Raw genomic sequence first — 25,480 nt, 5'->3', positions numbered from 1 at the left:
TTTTGCAGTTTAAAAAAGTAAATTATCTTTGCAGTCCTAATAATTAGGGCGCATAGCTCAGTTGGTTCAGAGCACTTGGTTTACACCCAAGGGGTCGGGGGTTCGAATCCCTCTGCGCCCACAAAAATTTATCCCGATTTGCATTAGCAGATCGGGATTTTTGTTTTTATCGGGATGGAAGTTTTTCTTAGAATTCCATTGAAAATGATACTTCTAAAAACTCAAAAAGACAGCACTTAATTGATGCTATGAGCTATTTTAACACGTAGTCACTTAAAAAATAGTAGTGCTACGATAATTTCTGGATAAGGGCTACATATCGAAAACCTAAAGTCAAAGATGGTTTGAAATTTTGCTATATGGTTATTGCTTTTACTATAAATTCATCTAAAGGCTTATATTTTAAATAGGCATCTTCAACTAAATCAATAAAGTGATCACTGGTGACTTGATCTTCTGTTAAGTCTATAGTTGCTGTAAAGCTCTTATTATTTATCAGCTCTATGTATTGATGGTCTTTATCATAATTTTGGGGCGAAGTCACTAATTTATCATCGTATTGATTCAAGCCACCATAAAAGGATGTGAATTGCTTTGCATTGATGATATTCTCCAAACGCTCGCCATTATAATCTATAGCTGCTCTAATCTTTTCGAGATCTTCTTTTGGAGGATGGTATAATCCACCACCTATAAACGATTCATCTGGTCCTATAGAAATAAAGAATGTAGAAACGCCTTTGGTTTTGGTTCCTGAAGGGGTGCAGGTCACGTGGTTTTTGTAGACGGGTTTATTAGGATGAAACCTACGGTTATTATTGATTCTGCTAATGGTATTCTTGGGCTCTACTCTTTCAAAATGAGGATCGTGTTTTGATAAACGATCGAGGATGAGCTGAATTTCATGAAGCCAGCACGCTTTCATAGTGTGATAGCGGTCTCTGTTTTCATCCATCCACTCTTTAGAGTTATTATTTCTCAAATCTCTTAAAAATCTAAATATATAGCCTTTATCTACCATAGGATTGTTTGGTTACGGTTGTTATAGTGTTTTTAAATTGATAGATCTAAAGTTACGTATTTGTCAAAGGAAATTATAAAGCAAATCTTGATTTTCATTAGAAAAGGTTTAAATTTGATCCTTCTTAAAACGGGTCATTAACTCAGTTGGTTCAGAGTGTTACCTTGACAGGGTAGAAGTCACTGGTTCGAATCCAGTATGACCCACAGAAAAATTCCGATTTGTAATTTCAAATCGGATTTTTTTATGCTTTAACATGGGTTTTTTATGCTTCTAAGCTTTTAGAGAATTACTAAATTAAATCCAAAACACGCTCCAATGCCATCCCTCTAGAGCCCTTAATAAGTAAACTTCCGTTTTTCAGATTGATAGGGTTGAAGTTTTGTTTGAAATCTTCAAAGGTTTCAAAAAGGAAACTGTTTTTAGAAGAGGATTGTGTGAGGTAGAAATTTTTTCCAACGAAATAAACCTGTTCTAGCTCAAGACCATTCACTAAGTCTACAATTAATTGATGTTCAGTTTTGGCATCATTCCCCAGCTCAAACATGTCTCCTAAAATCGCAAATTTAATAGTGTCTTTAGGTGCGGTAAAGCTCAGTAAGGCCGCTTTCATGCTTGTTGGATTTGCATTATAAGCATCTAATAAAATCTGTAATCCCTCTTTTCTAATAATTTGAGAACGATTGTTTTCTGGAATGTAACCTTCTATAGCACTAACAATATCTGTAGCATTTACTTTAAAGTATTGGCCAATCGCAATAGCTGCACAGATATTGCCAAAATTATAGGTACCCGTTAGATTTGTATTTATGGTTTTAGAATCAAATTTCACGCTGAGATAAGGGTGATCCTGATCTAGCAGCATGGACTTCCCAAATCTTATAAGTTGGTCATACGGTTCTGCTTGTTTAACTTGAAGTTCGTCTAATTCATTAATAAAAATAGTTTGATGATCAGCTCTGAGATAATCATAAAGTTCAGACTTTCCTTTAATGACACCATCGACGCCTCCAAAGCCTTCTAGATGCGCTTTTCCAAAGTTGGTAATCAATCCATAGTTAGGTTGTGCAATAGCGCAAAGAAAAGCGATCTCTTTTTGATGGTTTGCGCCCATTTCTACAACACCTATTTCTGTAGTAGCGTTCATCTTTAAAAGCGTAAGTGGGACACCTATATGATTATTAAGATTTCCCTTGGTGGCAGAGGTGTTGTGTTTTTTAGAAAGTACACAAGTGATGAGTTCTTTGGTGGTTGTTTTTCCGTTACTTCCTGTAAGGGCCAGTATAGGGATATTCAATTGGTTTCTGTGATGAGTTGCCAAGTCTTGCAGGGTTTGCAAAACATTCTCAACTAAAATACAGTGATCATTAACAAGGTATTTGGCATTATCGATTATGCAGTACATTGCGCCTCTTTTTAATGCTTCTTCAGCAAACGAGTTGCCGTCAAAATGATCTCCCTTTAGAGCAAAGAAAAGACAGTCTTTCGTGATTTTTCGAGTATCTGTACAAAGCTCAGAAGTACTTAAATATAGCGTATATAATTTTTCTAGTGTCATGAAATAAATGTAACAAAAAAGTCCCAACCAAAATGGTTAGGACTTTTTTTAGTCGTTAAAAAATATAAATTAGTTTCTTTTCTTACCGTTACCTTCAGTCTTAGAACCCACTCTAGACATTGCGCATCTAAAACCAATATAGTCTGTTGCCATATCTTGCGGGAAATAACGACGTTGCGCTGGATCAATCCAATAAGAACGATCTCTCCATGAACCTCCTTTGTAAACTCTTACTTCATCATTGATTAAAGAAGTTCGTTGATTTGATTTATCAAAAGACTTGATAATGTTTCCAGTGGAATCTCGTTGAATATCATGCTCTGGTGAGTTGTACATTTGGTGTGTACTAGCTTCTTCGGTCATGCCTTCATCAAAGTTGTCAGCATATTGACGAGAAGATCTTGCATCTCCATCTCTAAAGTTTCTGTTATCACTTTGGCTGAAATTTGTTCTCAAGTAAGTTTCATTTTCATCAATGCCCACTTGTAAAATTTCACCCGGAAGGTTTCTAGCAACCACTTGACCATTGCTTAAGGTATCGTAAACAATATCTTCTGGTGTTACAATTTTTACTGTACCATCTTCGGTAATTGCATTTTTAGTATAAACGTTTCCTCTATAGTAGTTGAAATCATTAAATTCATCATCTACGATTGGTCTGTAAACATCGGCTACCCATTCTGCAACGTTACCTGCCATGTCATAAAGTCCGTAAGCATTAGGCTCATAAGACATTACTTGTGCAGTAATATCTGCACCATCGTCAGACCATCCTGCGATTCCACCATAATCACCTTTACTTTGCTTAAAGTTGGCCAATTGGTCACCTTTGGTCTTACGTTTTCCAGAACGTGTGTACTGGCCATCCCAAGGATATTTCTTACGACCTCTATAAACGTTAAAACTTCTTAATTCACTCATCCCTAAAGCTGCATATTCCCATTCTGCCTCGGTTGGTAGTCTATAATCTGGACTAATTAATCCAGACTCTCTACGAGCATATGTATTTATGGTATCTCCAGAAGCTGTTGTTTGAACTCGTCTTCTTGATTTCTCAGGATTAATAATAGAATCATTACCACCATAAGTTTCAGTAGGAGCATTAATGTATGTGTCAACATTAAAGTTGCTTTCTGCTGAAGAATTTAGGTGAGAACCACGTTCTAAGTATCCAGCGTCTTGTAAAGACATTTCTGCAACTCTATCAGTTCTCCAATTTGCAAATTCTACTGCTTGAATCCAGCTTACGCCTACAACAGGATATTCACCGTAACCAGGGTGGCGTAGGTAATTTTCTGTCATTGTTTCTGCGTAACCCAATCTATTTCTCCATACTAAAGTATCTGGAAGAACACCCTTATAAATTAATCTAAAGTTTTCTTCTTCTGGCGGATACGTTCTTTTTACCCAATCTAAAAATTCTAGATACATTTTGTTGGTCACCTCAGTTTCGTCCATATAGAACGATTGAATGTGCTGTTGGTTTGGAGAGTTGTTCCAATCATGCATAACATCATCGGCAACTTTACCCATTGTAAATGTACCACCTTCAATAAATACTAATCCAGGACCCGCTTCTTGTTCTTGGAATTGATCATTGTACTGGAAGCCTCCATCTCGATCATTAATCTGCCAACCTGTGGCGCGAGACGTACTGTTGCTAGAATTTCTACTACAACCTACAATGGTCAAAGATATCATTAGGGCTACTAATACCTTTAGGCTTGAGATGTTTTTCATATTCATACTTTTTTAAGTAAGCTAATTAAATTTTAGAGACGCAATATAGCAATTAAAGAGAAACTGGCAAGAGTTTTTTTAAAATTCATCGAAAAAAACTGCATTTCATCCTCTTTTTTTAACACAATAACGGATTTTGAACCGTTTTATCGGTATGTTATGTTTTCATTAACGAAACAATAAATTAAATATTGTTGTAATTTTGAATAAAAAAGGAAGACTTCATAATAAGAGTCTACTAAGGTCGTTAACTATTATATGAAAAAAGGATTACTCACCGCTTTTATAGTGTGTTGTTTTTTTGGTTTTGCCCAACAAAAACAATTTGAAATTCATTGGGACGGTACAAAGATAATGTCGACCTCTTCAACCCAGCTTGAGGTGCCAAATTTTGATAAGGAACATTTTAGTTTTTCCGAAGATAAAGGTTTGATATTTTATGCGCAATGGCCTATCTCAGTACTAGTGAACGAGCGTTCCTTGAATTTGAGCAATATATCTTATAGTGCAATATCTTCTGCTGAACTTAAAGATCTGCCATTACATCTTGTAACATCGGGTCCTAATGCAAAATTGATGAATGCCATAGACCGTGATCGGAAATCGGCATATCTAGAGCTTTCTCCTATCATAAAGGAAAACGGTGTTTTTAAAAAGATCACAAGTTTTAGCATTACCTATAGTAACAGATCCCAAACGGCTTCTAATAACTTTGCCCGTAACGGGGAAGAGCTTACCAACTCGGTATTAAATTCTGGCAGTTGGCATAAGTTTTATGTAGATAAGTCGGGTGTTTTTAAATTGACGAAAGGGTTTTTAAATCAAATTGGAGTCAATACAAATGTAGACCCACGCACCATTAAGATTTTTGGTAATGGGGGAGCCATGCTGCCCTTAATCAACGAAGATTTTTATCCTTTGGATCTTACAGAGAATGCCGTAAAATTTGTTGGAGAACAAGATGGTGTCTTTAATGATAACGATTTTATGCTTTTTTATGCTGAAGGTCCTCGTGAGTACAGTGAAGAGAGCAATACAAATATCAATTTATACACTGATCGTTCCTATTATTATGTTCAGGTTAGTGGCGGTTTTGGAAAACGGATACTTAATATGAGTCAGCCGTCCGCTCCTGCAAATCTTCAAATAAATACGTTTCGAGATTATAAATATTATGAAGTCGATGAGTTTAACATCGCAAAATTGGGAAGACGTTGGTTTGGAGACCGATTTGATGTTGAAAATCAACGGACTTATACATTCTCATTTCCAAATTTAGTGACCACAGAGACGGCGAGAATTAGAGTGTTGGCAGGTGCAATTAATGAGGGGACTACAACGGCAAACATGACTATTAACTTAAATGGCGAGGTTGTGGATAATTTACTGTTTCCAGCAACTGGGCCCAATAGTAACAACATAGGAAGTTCTGACCAATATAGTAATAATGTGCTTTTAACTTCACCGGAAGTTGTAGTTACTTTAACCTATGACAATGCAGGCAATCCATCTTCTGTTGGTTATCTAGATTTCATTTCTATTGAAGCTACAAGAAATTTACGTTTTGAGGGTAGCCAATTTCGTTTTAAAAATGATGACGTCATTACTGCAGATGGCGTTGTAGAATATACATTGGCAAATGCAGGTAATGTGCAAGAAGTCTGGGATATTTCAGATAAGTATAATGTGACTAGTGCGGTTAATCAAGATCAGGCCGCTAATTTTAATTTTAAAGCCTTTGCAGGGTCAGCAAAAAAATACCTTACGGTAACAAGCCTTAACTATTTTGAACCATTACGAGATGGCAATACATCTGTATCAAATCAAAATATTAAGGGCACCATTTTTCAAAACAGTCAAGGTGAATTTGAAGACATAGATTATTTAATCATTACGCCAACTATTCTGCGATCTAGTGCAGAGCGCTTGGCCCAAATCAATCGGGATCAAAATCAGTTAAATGTAAAAGTGGTGAGTCTAGATAATATTTATACGGAATTTAGCTCCGGAAATCAAGATATTGCCGCTATTAGAAACTTAGTGAAGTATGTCTATGATCATGCGAGTAGTCCTGAAAATAGGGTTAAGTACCTCTGTCTCTTTGGCGATACGTCTTATGATTATAAGGACCGTTTGCAAAATAACACCAATTTGGTGCCCTCTTGGCATGCCATGAATAGTTTTAGCTTAACCAATGGATTTGTGTCTGACGATTTCTTCGGAATGATGGACCCAGAAGAAGGAAGTATGGCAACATCAAACCGATTGGACATTGCAGTGGGACGCATCGTGGCCGAGACGCCTCAACGCGCAAGAGATATGCTAGATAAAATTGATTTGCATTATGGTAAAGAAGCTTTTGGCAGCTGGCGTAATAATATTGTTATGATCTCTGATGATATTGATGAGGGGGGCGAAGGTGAGCTTCAACGTACCACAGATGGTATAGCCGATGAAATTTCCGAAGAAAAACCATTTATTAATGCTGTTAAAGTTCATTCCGATGCCTTTCAACAACAAGCAACATCCAGCGGGGAACGCTATCCTGAGGCGAGTAATGCGATTAAAGATGCGATTGAATTAGGAGCATTGGTTGTCAATTACTTTGGCCATGGTGGAGAAGACGGTCTAGCTGCCGAACGATTGTTTACAAAAGTTGATGCACAAGAAATTAGAAACCTCTGTAAGTTTAATTTATTTGTTACTGTAACTTGCGAGTATACCAAATTTGACAACCCATTAAGAGAAACAGCGGGAGAGCTTACCTATTGGAATAAGGAAGGCGGCGCCGTCGGTTTAATTACTACAACCAGAAGGATATTTTTATATACAGGTGTAGATTACAACGAGGTTTTAGAACAGTATTTGTTCTCTTATGGTTCTAGTGACTATCCAAGTATGGCAGAAGCATTACGCCAAACAAAAAACGATCCCGTAATAGCAGGGAATAATCAAAAAACCCTTGTATTTTTCATTGGGGATCCTGCCATGAAATTAGCACTGCCTAGACCAGATATAAAATTAACAGCCATTAATGATGTACCAATTGGTCAAGAGACCGATGTGCTTCAAGCGCTTGGTAGGGTAAAGATGTCTGGTAGGGTTTACGATTCTCAAGGTAATTTTCTTCCAAATTATAATGGCGTTCTTACGGCAACTGTTTTTGATAAAGAAATTCAACGTCAAACATTGGCAAATGACGGGATCAACCCTCAAACTGGAATAGATGCTAAAATGGATTTTAAGACCTTGGGAGAAGTCATTTTCAAGGGGCAGGCCACGATAACCAATGGTCTTTTCGATTTCAATTTTGTGGTTCCAAGAGATATAGGAATCCCCGTTGGCAATGGTCGTGTGAGCTTTTATTCTAAACAAAATAATATTTTGGATGATAAGGCTGGTGCAAGTTTAGAGTTTCAAGTTGGTGGAATCAATGAAAATGCTGCGGTAGATAATGTAGGCCCGGTAATTAATCTATTTATGAATGATGAAAACTTTGTCTCTGGAGGTATCACTAATGAACAACCCACCTTATTGGCGAAGTTACAGGATGAAAATGGCATTAATACCGCTAGCGGAATAGGTCATGACATCACCGCTATTATTGATGGTGATGAAACTAACCCATTTGTGCTCAATGATTATTATGAAGCTAATGTAGATGATTATCAAAACGGAAAAGTGACCTATCCTTACCGAGATCTAGAACCAGGCCTGCATACCTTGACCTTAAAAGCTTGGGATGTTTACAACAACGCTTCATCGGCTACAATTGAGTTTATTGTTAGGGATAAGGATGAAGAGTTGGTGATCAATAATGTCTTAAATTACCCAAATCCGTTTCTGGATTATACAGAATTTTGGTTCAATCACAATAGTTCTGATGTTTTAGACGTTTCTATACAGATCTTTACTGTGTCTGGTAAGATTGTTCGTACTTTAAATGGACAAACTTCAGGAGGAGGTAAAACCACAAGTTCTTTATCAAAAGATATTGTTTGGGACGGTCGTGATGATTTTGGGGACAAAATTGGAAAAGGCGTTTACATTTACAAATTGAAAGTACGATCCAACCGATTAAACAAACAAGTAGAAAAAATTGAAAAGCTAGTGATCCTCTAACTCATCCCGTCTTTTTGTCGTTAACCGAAAACTTAAGTTGAGTTTACAATAAAAATTTATATTTGCTTAATGCGCAAAGGCTTTGATGCCTTGCTATGAACCTTAACATACTCATGAAAAATTACATCTTACCCCTACTATTTATTTCGATTTACAGTTTTAGTAACGCCCAAGAGACCATAACTTTTCCAAATCAATCTTCTGTAATCACAACAGCCGTTCCGTTTATGCTTATTGCGCCAGATGCACGCTCTGCGGGTATGGCAGATATGGGCGTAGCAACATCAGTTGATGCCTATTCGCAACAATGGAATGCTTCAAAATATGTTTTTTCTGAAGCTAAATCTGGGATTGCAGTAAGTTATACCCCTTATTTAAGTCAATTGGTGAATGATATTTCCGTAGGTTATTTGACTTATTTCAACAGAATTAATGAGCAGAGTGCTTTTGGATTCAGTTTCAAATATTTTGGTTTAGGAGAAATAGAAATTCGTGAAAATGAATTTGATACACCAACTATTGAAAAACCGAATGAATTTACGGTAGATATGTCTTACTCTTTGCGTTTAGCACAGCAATTCTCAATGTCTGTTGCTTTAAGGTATTTACGCTCAGATTTGAGAATTCAGCAAGTTGACGCTAACGCACAAGCCGCAGGTTCTTTTGGTGTGGATATTTCTGGTTTTTATCAAAGTGAAGAAGAAGCTTATGATAGTTTTAATGGTAGAACACGTCTAGGATTTGCTATTCAGAATTTGGGGCCTAAAATTAAATATGATGATGGAGGGAGAGAGAACTTTTTGCCTACGAATCTAAGAGTTGGTGGAGGTTTTGATTTTATTTTTGATGAATATAATAAGTTAGCAGTTACCGCTGAGGTTACTAAGTTATTGGTGCCAACGCCTCCGCTGTTTGGTTTTGTAGATACCAATGGTGATGGTGCTCAAAACTCTGATGATCCTGCAACAGAGATCAATGAAAACGAGCCAACAATCATTACACAAGGACAAAGTAATGATGTAAGTTTTCTTACTGGAGTATTCCAATCATTTGGTGATGCGCCAGGTGGTTTTAGTGAAGAGTTAAAAGAATTTACTTGGGCTTTGGGTGCAGAGTATTTGTATCAAGAGTCTTTTGCCTTTAGAGCAGGTTACTTTAATGAAAGTGACGACAAGGGTGCGAGAAAGTTCTTTGCTTTAGGAGCAGGATTTAAATACACCACTATCAATTTAGATTTATCTTACCTGTTTTCAGCATCAAAAATTCAGAGTCCGTTGGAGAATACGCTTCGCTTCTCTTTATCCTTTAACTTTGGTGAGGGAGAGTACAGAGAATATTAATGCTTTTTATAGTACTTCATAAACAAGTTCACTAAGACAACGTTTCATAAAACACAGTACATGAAAGAGATTACAATAGAAACCAAACTTAAAGTTTTTGATACTATTGAAGATCTCCCAAATGCGGTGTCTGATCTTATGAAAACAGCTGTAGATGCGAGAAAGAGAGCGTATGCTCCTTATTCTCAATTTTTAGTTGGTGCAGCTCTGTTGCTGGATAATGGCGAAATAATTACAGGTAATAATCAAGAAAACGCTTCTTATCCCTCTGGCCTATGTGCCGAAAGAACTGCTATTTTTTACGCTGGTTCAAAATATCCCGATGCTAAAATAAAAATGATGGCCTTAACAGCTGGGAGTGTTCATCAAGAAACGCTTACGCCAATACCGCCTTGTGGAGCTTGCAGACAAAGTATTTCAGAATATGAAGTTAAACAAAAGGTGCCTATAGAAATCTATTTTATGGGGACTTCGGGTAAAGTGGTGCAATCAGCATCATTAGCAAATCTTCTGCCATTAGGTTTCGATAGAAGTTTTTTATGATCTTTCCGGGCATCAATCCGCTATAATCTTCGCTGTTTTTACTTTTTGAGGCTTAATTGTTATTTTGAGAGAAAGTCCTGCATATTTTTACGTTTTTCGGTTTTTTCGTTACTAACTAAAGTGTTATTTTTGTTGTTCACGTTCGCACAATATAAATTAGTGAACATAGCAGCAATAAATAAGGCAGATGATGTCTTTAAGGTATTGTGATTAATACAACAACTTGATGAAAAAAGTAACAAAAGAAGTATACCTTAAATGGTATGAAGACATGTATTTCTGGAGAAAGTTTGAAGACAAACTAGCACAGGTGTACATCCAACAAAAAGTTAGAGGATTTCTTCACTTATATAATGGTCAAGAGGCCGTATTGGCTGGGGCATTGCATGCCATGGATTTGACCAAAGATAAAATGATTACTGCCTACCGAAATCACGTTCAACCAATTGGTATGGGTGTAGATCCAAAACGTGTTATGGCAGAGCTTTATGGTAAAGCAACCGGTACCTCTCAAGGTCTTGGTGGCTCAATGCACATTTTCTCTAAAGAACACCGTTTTTATGGTGGTCATGGTATTGTTGGAGGTCAAATTCCTTTAGGAGCTGGGATTGCGTTTGGAGATAAATACCACGATAAAGATGCTGTGACTTTATGTTGTTTTGGTGACGGTGCTGCAAGACAAGGCTCACTTCACGAAACATTCAATTTGGCCATGCTTTGGAAACTTCCTGTTGTATTTGTTTGTGAAAACAACGGTTACGCTATGGGAACTTCTGTGGCAAGAACCGCAAACCATACAGATATATGGAAACTTGGTCTAGGATATGAAATGCCATGCGGACCTGTAGATGGCATGAACCCCGTGAAAGTGGCCGAAGCTTTTGATGAAGCTATTGAGCGCGCAAGACGTGGTGATGGTCCAACATTTTTGGAGTTAAAAACATACAGATATAGAGGACACTCCATGAGTGATGCTCAACATTACAGAACTAAAGATGAGGTTGGAGAATATCAAAAGATTGATCCAATCACTCAAGTAAAAGACATCATTTTAGAGCAAAAATATGCAACTGAAGATGATCTTAAGGAAATTGACAAACGCGTTAAAAAACGTGTGAGCGAATGTGAGAAATTTGCTGATGAGTCACCATACCCTGAAAAGAGTGTGATGTATGATGCGGTTTATGAGCAAGAAGATTATCCATTCATAGAACACAAAATATAAGCTATGGCAGAAATTATAAATATGCCTCGTTTGAGCGATACCATGGAAGAAGGTACCGTCGCTTCGTGGTTAAAGAACGTAGGAGATAAGGTTGAGGAAGGCGATATTTTAGCTGAAATTGAAACAGATAAGGCAACCATGGAGTTTGAATCCTTTAATGAGGGGACTTTACTTCATATTGGCATTCAAGAAGGTGAGACCGCTAAAGTAGATACGCTTTTAGCAATCATTGGTGAAGAAGGTGAGGATATTTCAGAATATCTTGATGGCGGTTCTAGTGAAAAATCAGAGTCGAAAGACAAGGACGATTCTGATGAAGCTTCCGAAGAAAAATCAGAAAAGGAGGAATCTACTTCCGAAGAAGATAAAGAAGAAAGTAAAGACACTGAGGATTCTGAAGATACTGATGATGCGGAAAGTTCAGATGAATTACCAGAAGGTGTCACCGTAGTAACCATGCCTCGTTTGAGTGATACTATGGAAGAAGGTACCGTAGCATCTTGGCTTAAAAAAGTTGGGGACAAGGTTGAAGAAGGAGATATTCTTGCTGAAATTGAAACCGATAAGGCGACAATGGAGTTTGAATCCTTTCAATCAGGAACATTGTTACAGATTGGATTAGAAGAAGGTGAGACGGCCAAAGTAGATGCCTTATTGGCAATTATAGGCCCAGAAGGAACGGATGTTTCTGGAGTAGCTAAGAACTTTAAATCTGGAGGGAAGTCTTCAGCTAAAAAAGAAAGCACACCTAAAAAAGAAGAAAAAACAGAAACACCTAAGGCTTCTAAAGAAGACAGCAAAAAAGAGGCGTCAAAGCAAGAGATCAAAAAAGAAGAGACCAAGACAGAATCGGCATCAACTTCAGATGGCTCTAGAATATTTGTATCTCCATTAGCTAAGAAAATGGCTGATGAAAAAGGAATTAACTTATCTCAGGTTAAGGGTTCTGGCGATCACGGAAGAATCGTGAAGCGCGATATTGAAAACTATTCGCCTCAAGCAAGCTCAGCAGCTTCCGCAGAAAAATTTGTACCAACAGGACAAGAAGATTTCGAAGATGTTAGTAATTCTCAAATGCGTAAGGCTATTGCGAAAGCATTAACCAAATCTAAATTTACAGCGCCACATTACTATTTAAATGTGGAGTTTGATATGGATAATGCCATTGCCTTTAGAGCACAGTTTAACTCGGTGCCAGATGTTAAGATATCTTATAACGATATGGTAGTTAAAGCTTGTGCTTTAGCTCTAAAAAAACATCCACAAGTAAACTCTCAGTGGTTTGATGATAAAATGCGTTTAAATCATCATGTACATATTGGTGTTGCAGTTGCAGTTCCTGATGGTCTTGTGGTCCCTGTAGTTCGATTTGCTAATGAGCAATCGTTACCACAGATTGGAGCCGAGGTTAAGGATTTAGCTGGAAAAGCCAGAAACAAAAAATTAACGCCTAAAGAAATGGAAGGTAGCACATTTACAGTATCTAACTTAGGGATGTTCGGTATTGAGAGTTTTACTTCTATTATTAATCAGCCAAATTCGGCGATTTTATCTGTAGGTGCCATCATAGAGAAACCAGTAGTTAAAGAAGGAAAAGTGGTTCCTGGTAATACAATGAAGCTGTGTCTCGCTTGCGACCATAGAACGGTTGACGGCGCAACAGGATCGGAGTTTTTACAAACTTTAAAAGGATATATTGAAAATCCTGTGACCATGTTGATGTAATACAAAACAGATATAACAATGTTATAACCCTATTGAAATCCCAATTCAAAATACTTTTTTTGAATTGGGATTTTTTATCTTTAAGCCTAACTTAAACCATACTATGAAATTATTCACGTTCGCAATCTGCCTCTTTTTGATGGTAGGCTGTAAGTCTAAAAACAAACAAGTAGAGACTGTAAGTACCGCAAAGGGAGAAGAGGTCAAGGAAACGGTAAGCTATCTGGCATCAGATGAGCTTGCTGGTAGGGCTTCAGGATCACAGGGCATTGAAAATGCGGCTCAATTTATAGAGAATAAATTAAAGGATTTAGGGGTAAAGCCCTATTTTGACACCTATCGAGATAATTTTGAATTTGAAATAAGAAGTAGAGATACTTCGGATACTACACCTCCAAAAGTAATCAAAGCCTTTAATGTTGTTGGTTATTTGGAAGGCAGCGATGCCAAACTCAAGAATGAGTTCATCATATTGGGAGCACATTATGATCATATTGGTTTTAGCAAGTTGGTAGAAGGAGATTCTATCGCTAATGGCGCCAATGATAATGCCGCAGGAACTAGTGCCGTATTAGCATTAGCAAAGTATTTTTCTGAACGTAAAAACAATAAGAGAAGCTTACTGTTTTGTTTGTTTTCCGCAGAAGAAAATGGACTTAAGGGATCTGAGCATTTGGCAGAAGTACTTCAGGCAGAAAACATCAATTTATACACTATGGTCAATTTTGAAATGATTGGTGTGCCAATGAAAGATAAGGCGTATATGGCTTATATTACAGGTTTTGACAAAAGCAATATGGCTAGCAAAATCAATGAATATGCTGGCAGTGAGGCTGTGGGTTTTTTACCACAAGCTCAAGAATATCGCCTATTTATGAGGTCTGATAACTATCCATTCTTTCAGCAATTTAATGTGCCTAGTCAGACGATTTCCACCTTTGACTTCACCAATTATGATTATTACCATCATGTTGATGATGAATCTGAACTGATGGATTATGATTTTATGGCAAACTTGATTAACACTGTGGCACCGGCATTAGAAAAAATGAGCAATACAGAAACCAAAGACATACAATTGAATGGAAACTAAAAACATCATCATTACAGGTACAAGTCGTGGTATCGGCTTTGAGCTTGTGCATTTATTTGCCAATCAAGGGCACAATGTTCTGGCTTTATCTCGAAATGCGAGACCTGTGAGTAATTTGCATTTTGATAATATTTCATCTTTTGCTTTTGATTTGCACGAGGCCGATGATTATAAAAAAGTTGAACAATTTATTGTCAATGAATGGAAGCATGTGGATATATTGATCAATAACGCAGGGATGCTCTTAAATAAACCATTTGCTCAAACAACAATAGCCGATTTTACTAATGTATATCAAACTAATGTTTTTGGTGTAGCCGAAATGACAAGGACGGTGATTCCGTTTATGAAAAAAGATGGGCACGTTATTACTATAAGTTCTATGGGAGGGATTCAAGGCAGTGTAAAATTTCCAGGGTTGGCAGCTTATAGTTCTAGTAAAGGCGCAGTAATTACATTAACCGAATTATTAGCCGAAGAATATAAAGAAACAGGACCGCAATTTAATGTTCTAGCTTTAGGTGCTGTAAAGACAGAAATGTTGAAAGAAGCATTCCCAGATTATGATGTGCCCACAACAGCTTTGCAAATGGCGACTTACATTCAAGAGTTTTCCTTAAATGGAAATAAGTATTATAACGGTAAAGCGTTGCAGGTTTCTAATTCTACACCATAAAAGGAAGCTTAATATTCGTAAAGACGCAGTCTATTCTTTAATGTATTTCTTTCTTGTTGCAAGCTCTCTATTTTTTCTAGCATATTGAACACCATGTCTATGCCCTCAAAATTGAGATGAAGCTCTTTGTGAAGCCTAATCATTTTTTCTAAATCTGAAATATGATCTTGATGGATGTAAATGTGCTGTTCAATCGTTGTAATCTCAATAAGTCCATAATCGGTTAACTCATCAAAGAAGGAGCGTTCTAGTTGATAATGGGTACACAATTCAGGAATGGCAATGAGCTTAGAATCTTTCATGATTGCTGTAGTTTTTCTAATGTTTCAAAAAGTTGACGTTCCTCGTCACTTAGTTTTTCTGGCATTTTAATATTGTAAGTAATATAAAGGTCTCCAAATTGACCTTCTTTTTTATAAACGGGAAACCCTTTACCTTTAAGTTTAACTTGATCTCCATTTTGGGTAGGTGATTTCAAGTTTAATTTTACTTTTCCGTCAAATGTTTCTACCGTAAGATCGCCGCCAAGAATGGCGCTATAGAGATTCAGATCAACCGTTTTATAGAGGTTAGAGCCATCTCGTTTAAAAGGAGTAGCGTTTGAGATTTGAAATTCTATAAACAAATCACCATTTGGACCGCCGTTGGTACCTGGCCCACCCTTACCGCTAATTTTAATAACTTGGCCGTTTGTGATGCCCGCGGGAATAGTGAGTCTAATTTGTTTGCCATTAACGGTGAGTACTTGTTGTTGAGAGGTGTAAACATCCTTTAATTGCAATTGTAAAGATGCGTTAAAGTCTTGGCCCTTATATTTCACTTGCCTGCCTCGTTGAGAGAATCCGCCACCAAACATTGACTCAAAGAAGTCTGAGTATTCAGCATCTCCGTAGCCTTCAAAACCACCTTGCTGTTGATGGCTTTGTCGTGATCTGTTTTGTTGCTGTTGTGCTTGTTCATAAGAGTCACCATGTTTCCAGTTTTCACCATACTTATCATATTTTTTACGATGTTCGGGTTTGCTCAATACTTCATTGGCCTCATTAATTTGTTTAAATTTAATTTCGGCATCCTTATCGTTGGGGTTAACATCGGGATGGTATTTTCTAGCCAGTTTTCTGTAAGCTTTTTTTATATCGGCCTCAGATGCCGTTTTATCTATTCCGAGAACTTTGTAGTAATCAATAAAGGCCATAGTTGAATAGGTCGTTGTGGTATTGTTAGTGACTTAATTTAAAGATTAAATTAAGAAAATTCAGTTAATATTGGGCTGTTATTCCTAATAAGATTTATATTTTGAAGTCTTTAATTAGATTATTTTTCCGTAGAAAAATGTTTCTTTTTTTATAAATGATGATGTTCAAGTTAGAACAATAAATTGACAATAAATGAATACAACTCACTCAAAATATAAGTGTATCATATTTGATTGCGATGGTGTTTTGGTAGATAGTGAAGCCATTGGCAATCAAGTGCTAGTGGATTTGGCAAATGAATTGGGAGCAAATATTGATCTCAATTATGCCTACCAACACTTTAAAGGCGGTTCTCTTGGCGGCTGTATGAAGCAAATTGAAACTCTGATATCAAGTGAACTGCCAAATGATTTTGAGGAGCGCTACCGAAAACGAAGTTTTGAAAACTTTAGACAATACATTCAACCCATTGAAGGTATCACAGAAATTATTAAAAATTTGAAAATTCCTTTTTGTGTAGCATCAAGCGGACCAATTTCTAAAATAAGACTCAATTTAGAATTTACTGGCCTGTTGCCCTATTTTGAGGACCGTATATTTAGTTGTTATACACTTCAAAAATGGAAGCCAGACCCAGCTATTTTTCTTTGGGCAGCCTCATCTATGGGTTTTGATCCTAAGGATTGTGTGGTAATAGAGGACAGTCTTACTGGAGTAAAAGCGGCAAAGGCAGGAGGCTTTGATGTTTTTGGTTATGCGGCACAAGATTATACAAACGAGCTTAAAGGCAAAGCTGATCTGGTTTTTGAGGATATGAAAGAGTTGAGTTACTTGCTGTAAATAAGATTTATTTGGCTTGTAGAAATTTTATGTTTCTAGACATTCTTTTTTCACCATCTATAAAAATGACATCACTTGTGATTTGAGCGACTATTGAATCTTTGAAAGTTTTGGACTCTGTTGAAACAGAAAAAGTTAAAAGTATGTTTTTAGTGTGATCAGAAACTACGTTAAGTTCTGGGGTCAATGAAATTTGAGAAACTGAAAAATGTTCTTTATAATTTAGTGGAGACTCATCTTCTAAAGAGAGTTTCTGGAGTTCCTTACTGATACTTTTATCAAATTCGGGGTGTGCTAATTTGAGATGAATTAGCTCTATATAATCTCTAAATTTTTGATTAGCATAGCTTTCAACGGAATGTATATCCATATTTATCTCTTCATCTACTTCTGAAGGTAATCTCATTTCTGCATCCTCATTTTCGTTTTTTTTATCATTGTTTTTACACGAGGTGAGAAGGCATAGAGTTGCAACGAGAATATAAATGGTTTTTTTCATTGTAGACTGAATTTAAGTGTAATTATCTTCCCGTTTTTATAACTTTTATCTAATATTTTGATTTTTTTTAATGAGGTGGTGGGTACGGTTAAAAGCCTAATAAAATCATCTTTAGAATATATTTCAACTCCAATATTGTTTTCGTAGAACTTATAAATTCTAGCATCATCGTCAATTAGCCCTTCTAGTTTTGCTTTATGCGTTGTCCAATCCTTAATGTTGCCATTTGTATAATATTTTAGAATTAATGCATAATCGTCACTACGCAGGTGTACCATTTGATGATTAGAATCTATTGAGCTTATAATAGTATCGGTTTTATGGTAAGGAGACGAGACTATAAATTTGATTTTGTCATCTGGAGTTTCATAGTTAAAGCAGCCTGCTCTATCAGTCTTAAAGTAGATTGGGGATTGCTCTTGCTTTAGCAACTTAATATCTATTTGTGATTGAGTTATAGGTTCGTTGCTTAAATTATCTACAAAGCAAATGTTGTACACGTTATCAGCAAACATTCTCATAACCAAAAAGACAATTAAGGGGATCAACGTTATAAACCAATATGCCGAAACTTTAGTCTGAGGTTTTAAATTAAGAGGATGGTGTGTTTTGAATTGGCTCCAATTGTCAAAACCAACATATCGGCTCAATAAATTAAGCATATCTATTCTTGGCAATTTAGAAGTCTCATTTTTAAAGTAGGTGTAGAACCATTTTTCACTAACCCTTCCTTTTACGATTTCTAACAAACTTTCTTGAAACCTTACAATAGTCTCTCCGTTCCAATTTTTGATAGCATCTTCTGTAGAGTAATGCTCTCTAAATTTATTGAGTACTGCAGATTTTAAAAGACTGAAATGATGTTTTTCTTCGAGTGTCAAATATTATAAATTATTAGTAATCAATGTTTTAAATATTGTAAAATACTTTACAATCCTTTTACAGGAGCTTTGCAACTCCTAATGCTAAGGAGAACCTAGGTTTACATCGAAATCATTAAAATTAAAAAATTATGAATGGAACGTTAGAAAAATCAAGATTTAAAATTTTAGTATTTGTGTTTATTGCATTTGGCTTCTTGTCCTGCTCAGGTGATAAAAAGTACAATACAGAGCTACCGCTAGCTTCTTCGGAAGATTCAGAAGCTATCTCAAACGATGATCATCATGCTTTACAATTGAGTAAAGGTAGCATGCCTACACCTAAAGATTTAAAGATTATAAAATCAGCTCAAGCTCGGTATAAGGTAGGAAGCGTAAAATCTTCTACCTACCAAATTAAGCAAATCGCTCAAAAGTATGATGCCTATATTTCAGATTTGCGATTTGAAAACAACCTTTATAAAAAGGAAAATAGATTTACAATTAAGATTCCGCAACAAAACTTTGATATGATGATGGACTCTATTGGTCAAATTGTAGAGTTTGTTGAATACGAAAATATAACAACTCAGGATGTCACCGAAGAGTATATTGATGTTAACACTCGTCTTCAAACTAAAATTGAGATAAAATCCAGATACGAATCTATACTCAGAAAGAACGCAAAAACCGTCGAAGATATTTTGGCTACAGAAGATAAATTACGCATTATTCAAGAAGAGATTGAGGTTGCACAAGGAAGATTGAACTATCTAAGTAATAAAGTATCTTATAGTACCATACAGATTGATTTGTATGAAACAGTGGCCTATAAAGAAGAGCCAGAAACCTATGAGAAAACATTTTGGATTAAAACTCAAGAAGCACTATCAAGTGGATGGTGGATGATTGCTCATTTTTTGTTGGCATTAATTTATATATGGCCAATTACGATATTAATTGTAGTTTTCTTAGTTGTTTTAAGAAAGCGATGGAAAAAAAGAAAGAATATTTAAACTTGAGGGTTTTGAGATTGGTGGCATTCACTTTTTTCTGAAACAGAAATTATTATATTTATCAAAAAAAAGTGAATTCAATATCACGTATTCATCCAATAGTTTATGCGGTTTTGGTTTTTATTTTAACGGGCCAAATAAAAACACATGCACAAACTTTTGAACGTGCCGAAATTGTTGCAGGGCTTGAAGATCTGCAAAATAATAACGGGGTAGCAACTGCAGATTATGATGGAGATCTAGACTTAGACCTATTTGTGGTGGCTCACGCTCAAGATCTCGATGGGAATGAAAGCACGCATAGTAAGCTCTATCAGAATAATAATAACGGCACATTCACAGATGTCACTTTAGAGGTTGGCTTATATAACCTCTTACCTTTTAATCCAGACTTGGAAACATTTTTTGGTCTAAAGGGCTTTAAACATGGCGCCTCTTGGGGAGACTATAATAATGATGGATTTCCTGATTTGTTTTTAACAAATTCTGAAAGTGTTCAATTATTTTTAAATCAAAATGGGACATTTACAGAGGTTACAGAATCTGCTGGAATTATGGTAAATAGTCTTTGCCGTAACACAGGTGCAACCTGGTTTGATTATGATAATGATGGTTTTTTAGATCTGTACATTAGTGAATGGGACTTTTGCGACTCTAATTCTCTTTATAAAAATAATGGAGACGGGACCTTCACTAACGTGACCCAGTCTTCAAATGTTCAGGACAATAGTGTATTTGCAAGTTATATGGCCATCCCGTTTGATATTAATGAAGATGGATGGATGGATGTGTACGTCACTAACGATTTTAATAAACCAAATAACCTCTTTGTCAACCAAAATGGAAGTTCGTTTCTAGATCAATCTTCTAATTATGGTCTAAATAGTATGCTAGACGATATGGGGGCGACCTTAGGAGACTTTAATTTAGATGGTTCTCTTGATGTTTTTATCACTGGGATAGATGAGAATGCTTTATTGCAAAATGACGGTACCAATCATTTTAGTGAGGTTTCAATATCAAATAGTGTTTCAGGTACAGGATGGGCATGGGGAACGCGCTTTTCAGATTTCGATTTAGATGGAGATGAGGATTTATTTATAGCGAATGGCTTTGATTTTCAGACGAGAGGTGCAGAAAATAATGTTTACTATAAAAATCTAGCAGTAGAGGGTGGTGTCGGTTTTGAAGATGTCTCTTCGCAATTAGGTGTAAACGATTTGACCATTAGTGTCGGGATTCTTGATTTTGATTATGATAATGATGGTGATATCGATATGTATATCACAAATTCAGATCAATCCTCATTTCTTTATGAAAATAAGTTACTCAATTTTGATCAGGAAAATGCCCAGCATTACTTTAAGATCTTGTTGGAGGGAACCGCTTCTAATCGAGATGCCATAGGCACGACCTTGACCTTAACTACAGCTCAAGGTGTTTTTAAAAGATATTATACTGGGGTTGGTTTTTTATCACAAAGCTTACAAGCAGTACATTTTGGATTGGGTAATGAAGTACAGGTACAATCACTTGAAATCAAATGGCCATCTGGCCTTATTGAGACCTTTCAGGATCTTGAGGCAGATAGTACGATAAAAGCCATTGAAGGGCAGGGATATACCGCAATGAACATCTTGCCAAGTCAAAAAACCTACGGTTGTCTAGACGTGCTATCCTGTAATTATAATCCTGAAGCTACAGTAGATGATGGGAGTTGTACTTATCTAGAAGCACAAAATATTTTAGGAGCTACTAATTCAAGCTGGTTAACAACAGAAGTTTATTCGTATGCAATTGCTAACACCGCTTCGGCACAATGGATCGTTAGTGGTGGTGAAATAGTAGAAGGTCAAAACACCAATGAAATTACAATTTTGTGGGGCTTAAGTGATGTCGGCAGTGTGCGTGTTCGAGAGACCGATGGCGAATGCTTTAGTCAAGAGCAGCTTATCACAGTCAATTTGGGCGCCACTGATATTCCGGAGAATATTTCAATTTCAAGATTATGGAATGAGGTTTTGCTTGAGTGCATTAGAAAGGATTTTGCTAGACCTACAGTGCATGCTCGAAATTTGTTTCATACTAGCGTTGCAATGTATGATATATGGGCTATTTATGATGATGAAGCAACACCTTATCTGATTGGAAATACGCTGCATAATTTCAATAGTGAATTGGAAGCGTTTATTCCTTCTGAAAGCATTGAGATTTCTCGTAAAAGAGCAATAAGCTACGCCATGTATCGCCTATTAAGTTTCCGATTTCAAAATTCTCCAAATGCTGAATATTCTCAGGATTTATTGGACTTAGTGATGGAGAAATTAGGTTACAATACAAGTTACCAATCCGTGTACTATAAATTTGGTAACGCTGCAGCATTAGGTAATTATGTGGCACAAACTATAATTAATTATGGAAGTTTAGATGGTTCAAGAGAAGCAACCTTATTCGATAATGCCTATTATCAAACTATAAATGATCCATTAGCTCCTGGCGTTTCTAATGCATCGGTTATGAATGATCCTAATCGGTGGCAGCCGCTAAGTCTTGCTACATATATAGATCAAAGCGGAAACTTGATTGAAGGAGAACTTATTAATTTCCTGAGTCCAGAATGGGGCAATGTCTGGCCATTCGCAATGACAGAGAATTTATCTACAAACTACCAAAGAAACAACTACACCTATAAAGTCTATCGTGACCCAGGTGATCCTCCTTATTTAAATTTAGAGGAAACAGATGCTTCAAGCGATGCTTATAAATGGGGATTTAGTTTGGTTTCTGTCTGGGGGTCTCATTTAGATCCTAGTGACAATGTGATTTGGGATATTTCTCCAAAAACGCTAGGTAATATTCCTTTAAATGATCTCCCAACGAGCTACAGTGAGTTTCCGCAGTTTTACAATTTCACAGAAGGTGGAGACATAAGTCAAGGCCATTCGCTTAACCCTATTACGAATCAGCCTTATGAAGAACAAATGGTGCCAAGAGGTGATTATACAAGAGTTTTGGCAGAATTTTGGGCAGATGGCCCAGACTCCGAAACACCACCAGGGCATTGGTTTACTATATTGAATTATGTGAACGATCATCCGTTATTAGAAAAGCGGTTTGAAGGTCAAGGAGATATTTTAGATGTTTTGGAATGGGACGTCAAATCCTATTTTATTCTCGGAGGTGCTATGCACGATGCTGCTATTTCAGCTTGGAGTATAAAAGGGTGGTATGATTATGTTCGACCAATTTCTGCACTTAGAAATATGGCGCTACTAGGCCAAAGCACTGATCCTTCGTTAGCTAATTATAATGTTGCGGGAATCCCCCTTCTTGAAGGATATGTTGAAATTGTTAGCGAGACTGATGAGTTGTTAGAGCAGCATCCAGAGAGTTTAGGTAAGGTTAAAGTTTATACTTGGAAAGGACCAGATTTTATTTCCGCCAATACAAATCATCAAGCAGGTGTCGGTTGGATTCTTGCAGAAAATTGGTGGCCTTACCAAAGACCAACGTTTGTAACTCCACCTTTCGCAGGTTATGTTTCAGGACATTCTACTTATTCAAGAGCTGCTGCAGAAGTATTAACTGATATAACGGGCAGTGCATTTTTTCCTGGTGGACTAGGAGAGTTTACTGCCAAACAAAACGAATTTTTAGTTTTTGAAAATGGACCTTCAGTAGACGTCACCTTACAATGGGCAACGTACCAAGACGCATCAGATCAAACGAGCCTTTCTAGAATTTGGGGAGGAATACACCCTCCAGCAGATGATATCCCAGGCCGGCTTATAGGAGAAAAAATTGGTAATGAGGCCTTCTCTTTCGCTGTACCTTATTTTAGAGGAGAGACCATAGAAACCAACCTATTTGAACAAGTCGTCTTTCCTAACCCAGTTATACATAATGAGCTCTATGTAACGGCCAGTTCCGAGACAGATACTTTTACCCTGTACGACATGCAAGGTAGAACAGTAGACATCATAGAGGTTAAGTTCGATGAATATAGCGGGCAAACACATTTAAAATTTCCTGAAACGACAGCAGCAGCAATCTATTTATTAAAAATCAATAATGATTCTAAAATGATTATTTTTAAATAATGATTTGTTATTGCGTCACTATATGTATATCGATAGCAATATAGATTGATAGGTAATATGGATGAGACCAATTTACCAGAAAACGTCAAGCCTAAAGACAATATTTTGTATTAATATAATAGCCAATACCCTTATTTTTGTGCTATGCAGGAAATGCTCAAAACTTATATTCCCGAGAATGCCTATGCCATGGTGGTTGAGCTTTTAGATCATGATCACTTGGTAGTTAAGGTGAAAAAGGAGCGGAAAACAAGACATGGCGATTATAGGCGTTTGCCTAACGGAAATCATCAAATCACGGTAAATTCTAATCTTAATCACTATCGTTTTTTAATAACGCTTATTCATGAGATTGCTCATTTTGAAGCCTATAGTCGTTACGGTAGAACGATAAAGCCACATGGTTTAGAATGGAAACGCACATTTCAGCATTTAATGTTACCGTTTTTAAATCCTGAAATTTTTCCATCAAAACTATTGCCATTGCTGGCAAAACACTTTAAAAACCCAAGAGCGAGTAGTGATAGTGATGTTAACTTAGCATTAGCTTTAAAGCAATTTGATGAACCTAACGATAAAACTTATATTTTTGAGTTACCTTTTGGTAGTCATTTTCAGTTGTACAATGGAAGAGTTTTTAAAATTGGGGACAAAAGACGAACGCGTTACGAAGCTAAGGAGTTGCGCACAGGTAGAGTTTATTTGTTTAACCCTAATGCTGAGGTAGAACTTTTGAAAAGTTAAACTGAAGTTGAACAATGAGATATTAAAAGATACCTTGCTACATAGAAATTAAGTTTAATAAAAAGACTTTCCTTTTTTTGGAAAGCGTTTGAACGAATATGAAGAACAAAAACTATTATGCCATTTTAATGGCAGGCGGAGTAGGGTCAAGGTTTTGGCCAATAAGTACAGAAAGTTTTCCTAAGCAGTTTCACGATATGTTGGGAACGGGAGATACTTTAATTCAAAAAACGTTTCACCGTTTGGCGAAATTGATCCCAAAAGAAAATATTTTCATTTTAACCAATGAGCGTTACAATAACTTGGTTTTAGAACAATTGCCCGAAGTTACTAAAAGACAAGTGGTACTAGAGCCAGCCATGAGAAACACTGCGCCATGTATTTTGTATGCGGCTTTAAAAATCCAGAAAGAAAATGAAGACGCCGTCATGATTGTGGCGCCTAGTGATCATTGGATTGAAGATGAGCAAGCTTTTACCACAGATGTACAACACGCCTTTGATTTTTGTTCAGAACATGATGCGTTGATGACCTTGGGAATAAAGCCTACGTTTCCAAATACAGGCTTTGGTTATATTGAATATGACCAGTCTTCCGAAGAACAGATTAAACCGGTGCATCAATTTCGAGAGAAACCAGATTACGAGACGGCAAAATCATTTATAAGTCAGGGTAATTTTTTATGGAATGCCGGTATTTTTGTTTGGAGCGCTAAAAGCGTTGTCGAGGCCTTCAGAAATAATCAAGCCGAGCTTTTTGAACTCTTCGCAACGGGGATCAATGACTACAATACGGAGAGAGAAGAAGAATTTATAAAGGTGAATTATGCCAAATCACAAAATATCTCGGTCGATTATGCCATTATGGAATCTTCTAAAAATGTCTATGTACTGCCAGCAACCTTTGATTGGAATGACTTAGGAACATGGGGAAGCCTTTATGATAAATTAGATAAAGATCATAATAACAATGCGGTCGTTAATGCAAAAACACTTACTGAAGATGCTAACGGAAACATGATCCGGAGCAAAACGGGTAAAGTGGTAGTGGTTGATGGCTTACAAGATTACATCATTGTAGACAAAGACGAAGTTTTACTTATCTTTCCGAAGGCTAAAGAGCAGGACATAAAAATAGTACTGCAAAAAGTTAAGGATGAATTCGGTGAACATTACGGTTAAT

General features: G+C 36.6%; 19 protein-coding genes and 2 tRNA genes. 14 read left to right on the top strand and 7 right to left on the bottom strand.

The features are described 5' to 3' along the window. The first annotated feature begins 46 nt into the window (after positions 1-46). Positions 47-121: transfer RNA gene (locus tag P176_RS0106095), tRNA-Val, on the top strand. Between the two features lie 234 nt (positions 122-355). Here the strand turns inward: P176_RS0106095 and P176_RS0106090 are convergent. Then, on the bottom strand, positions 356-1,021 hold the full coding sequence (locus P176_RS0106090; protein ID WP_026753871.1) for a DUF2461 domain-containing protein: 666 nt from the start codon (positions 1,019-1,021) through the stop codon (positions 356-358). Between the two features lie 131 nt (positions 1,022-1,152). Here P176_RS0106090 and P176_RS0106085 point away from each other — a divergent pair. Then, positions 1,153-1,227 (top strand) — tRNA-Val (locus tag P176_RS0106085). Between the two features lie 86 nt (positions 1,228-1,313). Here P176_RS0106085 and murF read toward each other — a convergent pair. Together murF and gldJ are read right to left on the bottom strand one after the other, a co-directional pair. Then, positions 1,314-2,579, bottom strand: a complete 1,266-nt coding sequence (gene murF / locus P176_RS0106080) for a UDP-N-acetylmuramoyl-tripeptide--D-alanyl-D-alanine ligase (protein WP_026753870.1) — start codon at positions 2,577-2,579, stop codon at positions 1,314-1,316. Between the two features lie 69 nt (positions 2,580-2,648). After that, a complete protein-coding gene (gene gldJ, locus P176_RS0106075) occupies positions 2,649-4,325 on the bottom strand; it encodes a gliding motility lipoprotein GldJ (protein WP_026753869.1) in 1,677 nt (558 codons plus the stop codon). 252 nt (positions 4,326-4,577) lie between these two features. Here gldJ and porU point away from each other — a divergent pair, with 252 nt between their 5' ends. The 7 genes from porU (at position 4,578) to P176_RS0106040 (ending at position 15,043) form a co-directional block, all read left to right on the top strand. Further along, on the top strand, positions 4,578-8,441 hold the full coding sequence (porU, locus tag P176_RS0106070; protein WP_026753868.1) for a type IX secretion system sortase PorU: 3,864 nt from the start codon (positions 4,578-4,580) through the stop codon (positions 8,439-8,441). A 113-nt stretch (positions 8,442-8,554) separates the two neighbouring features. After that, positions 8,555-9,781 carry a type IX secretion system outer membrane channel protein PorV gene (porV, locus tag P176_RS0106065; RefSeq protein WP_026753867.1) on the top strand — a complete coding sequence of 409 codons (1,227 nt, stop codon included), beginning with the start codon at positions 8,555-8,557 and terminating at the stop codon, positions 9,779-9,781. A gap of 60 nt (positions 9,782-9,841) precedes the next feature. Beyond that, a complete protein-coding gene (cdd, locus tag P176_RS0106060) occupies positions 9,842-10,324 on the top strand; it encodes a cytidine deaminase (protein WP_026753866.1) in 483 nt (160 codons plus the stop codon). Between the two features lie 226 nt (positions 10,325-10,550). Next, positions 10,551-11,549, top strand: a complete 999-nt coding sequence (gene pdhA / locus P176_RS0106055; protein ID WP_026753865.1) for a pyruvate dehydrogenase (acetyl-transferring) E1 component subunit alpha — start codon at positions 10,551-10,553, stop codon at positions 11,547-11,549. 3 nt (positions 11,550-11,552) lie between these two features. After that, positions 11,553-13,274 (top strand): pyruvate dehydrogenase complex dihydrolipoamide acetyltransferase, encoded by a 1,722-nt coding sequence (locus P176_RS0106050; RefSeq protein WP_026753864.1) that lies wholly within the window; start codon positions 11,553-11,555, stop codon positions 13,272-13,274. A 103-nt stretch (positions 13,275-13,377) separates the two neighbouring features. Next, positions 13,378-14,367 carry a M28 family peptidase gene (locus P176_RS0106045; RefSeq protein ID WP_026753863.1) on the top strand — a complete coding sequence of 330 codons (990 nt, stop codon included), beginning with the start codon at positions 13,378-13,380 and terminating at the stop codon, positions 14,365-14,367. Further along, entirely contained in the window at positions 14,357-15,043 is a 687-nt protein-coding gene (locus P176_RS0106040) for an SDR family oxidoreductase (protein ID WP_026753862.1), read from the top strand. The genes P176_RS0106045 and P176_RS0106040 overlap by 11 nt, the downstream gene beginning before the upstream one ends. Positions 15,044-15,051: 8 nt before the next feature. On the opposite strand, the gene P176_RS0106035 is transcribed toward P176_RS0106040, so the two are convergent. Both P176_RS0106035 and P176_RS0106030 read right to left on the bottom strand, forming a co-directional pair. Next, entirely contained in the window at positions 15,052-15,345 is a 294-nt protein-coding gene (locus P176_RS0106035) for a chaperone modulator CbpM (RefSeq protein ID WP_026753861.1), read from the bottom strand. Next, complete coding sequence (locus P176_RS0106030; protein ID WP_026753860.1) at positions 15,342-16,238, bottom strand: DnaJ C-terminal domain-containing protein; 897 nt, start codon at positions 16,236-16,238, stop codon at positions 15,342-15,344. The genes P176_RS0106035 and P176_RS0106030 overlap by 4 nt, the downstream gene beginning before the upstream one ends. A gap of 193 nt (positions 16,239-16,431) precedes the next feature. Between P176_RS0106030 and P176_RS0106025 the strand changes: the two genes are divergently transcribed. Further along, the gene (locus P176_RS0106025; RefSeq protein WP_037348747.1) at positions 16,432-17,079 is read left to right on the top strand and encodes an HAD family phosphatase; all 648 of its coding nucleotides are present in this window, start codon (positions 16,432-16,434) and stop codon (positions 17,077-17,079) included. Between the two features lie 7 nt (positions 17,080-17,086). Here P176_RS0106025 and P176_RS0106020 read toward each other — a convergent pair whose 3' ends face one another. Beyond that, on the bottom strand, positions 17,087-17,578 hold the full coding sequence (locus P176_RS0106020) for a hypothetical protein (RefSeq protein ID WP_026753858.1): 492 nt from the start codon (positions 17,576-17,578) through the stop codon (positions 17,087-17,089). Next, entirely contained in the window at positions 17,575-18,459 is an 885-nt protein-coding gene (locus P176_RS0106015; protein ID WP_026753857.1) for a hypothetical protein, read from the bottom strand. The genes P176_RS0106020 and P176_RS0106015 overlap by 4 nt, the downstream gene beginning before the upstream one ends. A gap of 131 nt (positions 18,460-18,590) precedes the next feature. On the opposite strand from P176_RS0106015, the gene P176_RS0106010 reads away from it, so the two are divergent. The 4 genes from P176_RS0106010 to P176_RS0105995 all read left to right on the top strand — a co-directional run bounded on the left by P176_RS0106010 (position 18,591) and on the right by P176_RS0105995 (position 25,479). Further along, complete coding sequence (locus P176_RS0106010; protein WP_026753856.1) at positions 18,591-19,454, top strand: DUF4349 domain-containing protein; 864 nt, start codon at positions 18,591-18,593, stop codon at positions 19,452-19,454. A 71-nt stretch (positions 19,455-19,525) separates the two neighbouring features. Then, positions 19,526-23,554: an FG-GAP-like repeat-containing protein gene (locus tag P176_RS0106005; RefSeq protein WP_026753855.1), complete on the top strand. Its 4,029-nt coding sequence runs from the start codon at positions 19,526-19,528 to the stop codon at positions 23,552-23,554. Between the two features lie 144 nt (positions 23,555-23,698). After that, on the top strand, positions 23,699-24,298 hold the full coding sequence (locus tag P176_RS0106000; protein WP_026753854.1) for a SprT-like domain-containing protein: 600 nt from the start codon (positions 23,699-23,701) through the stop codon (positions 24,296-24,298). Between the two features lie 98 nt (positions 24,299-24,396). After that, complete coding sequence (locus tag P176_RS0105995; RefSeq protein ID WP_026753853.1) at positions 24,397-25,479, top strand: mannose-1-phosphate guanylyltransferase; 1,083 nt, start codon at positions 24,397-24,399, stop codon at positions 25,477-25,479. The last annotated feature ends 1 nt before the right edge of the window (position 25,480 follow it).

Origin of the sequence: Sediminibacter sp. Hel_I_10, assembly GCF_000688335.1 — a bacterium.
Taxonomy (GTDB): Bacteria; Bacteroidota; Bacteroidia; order Flavobacteriales; family Flavobacteriaceae; genus Psychroserpens.
Note: the sequence above shows the minus strand (reverse complement) of the source record. Positions and strands in the feature narration are given on the sequence as shown.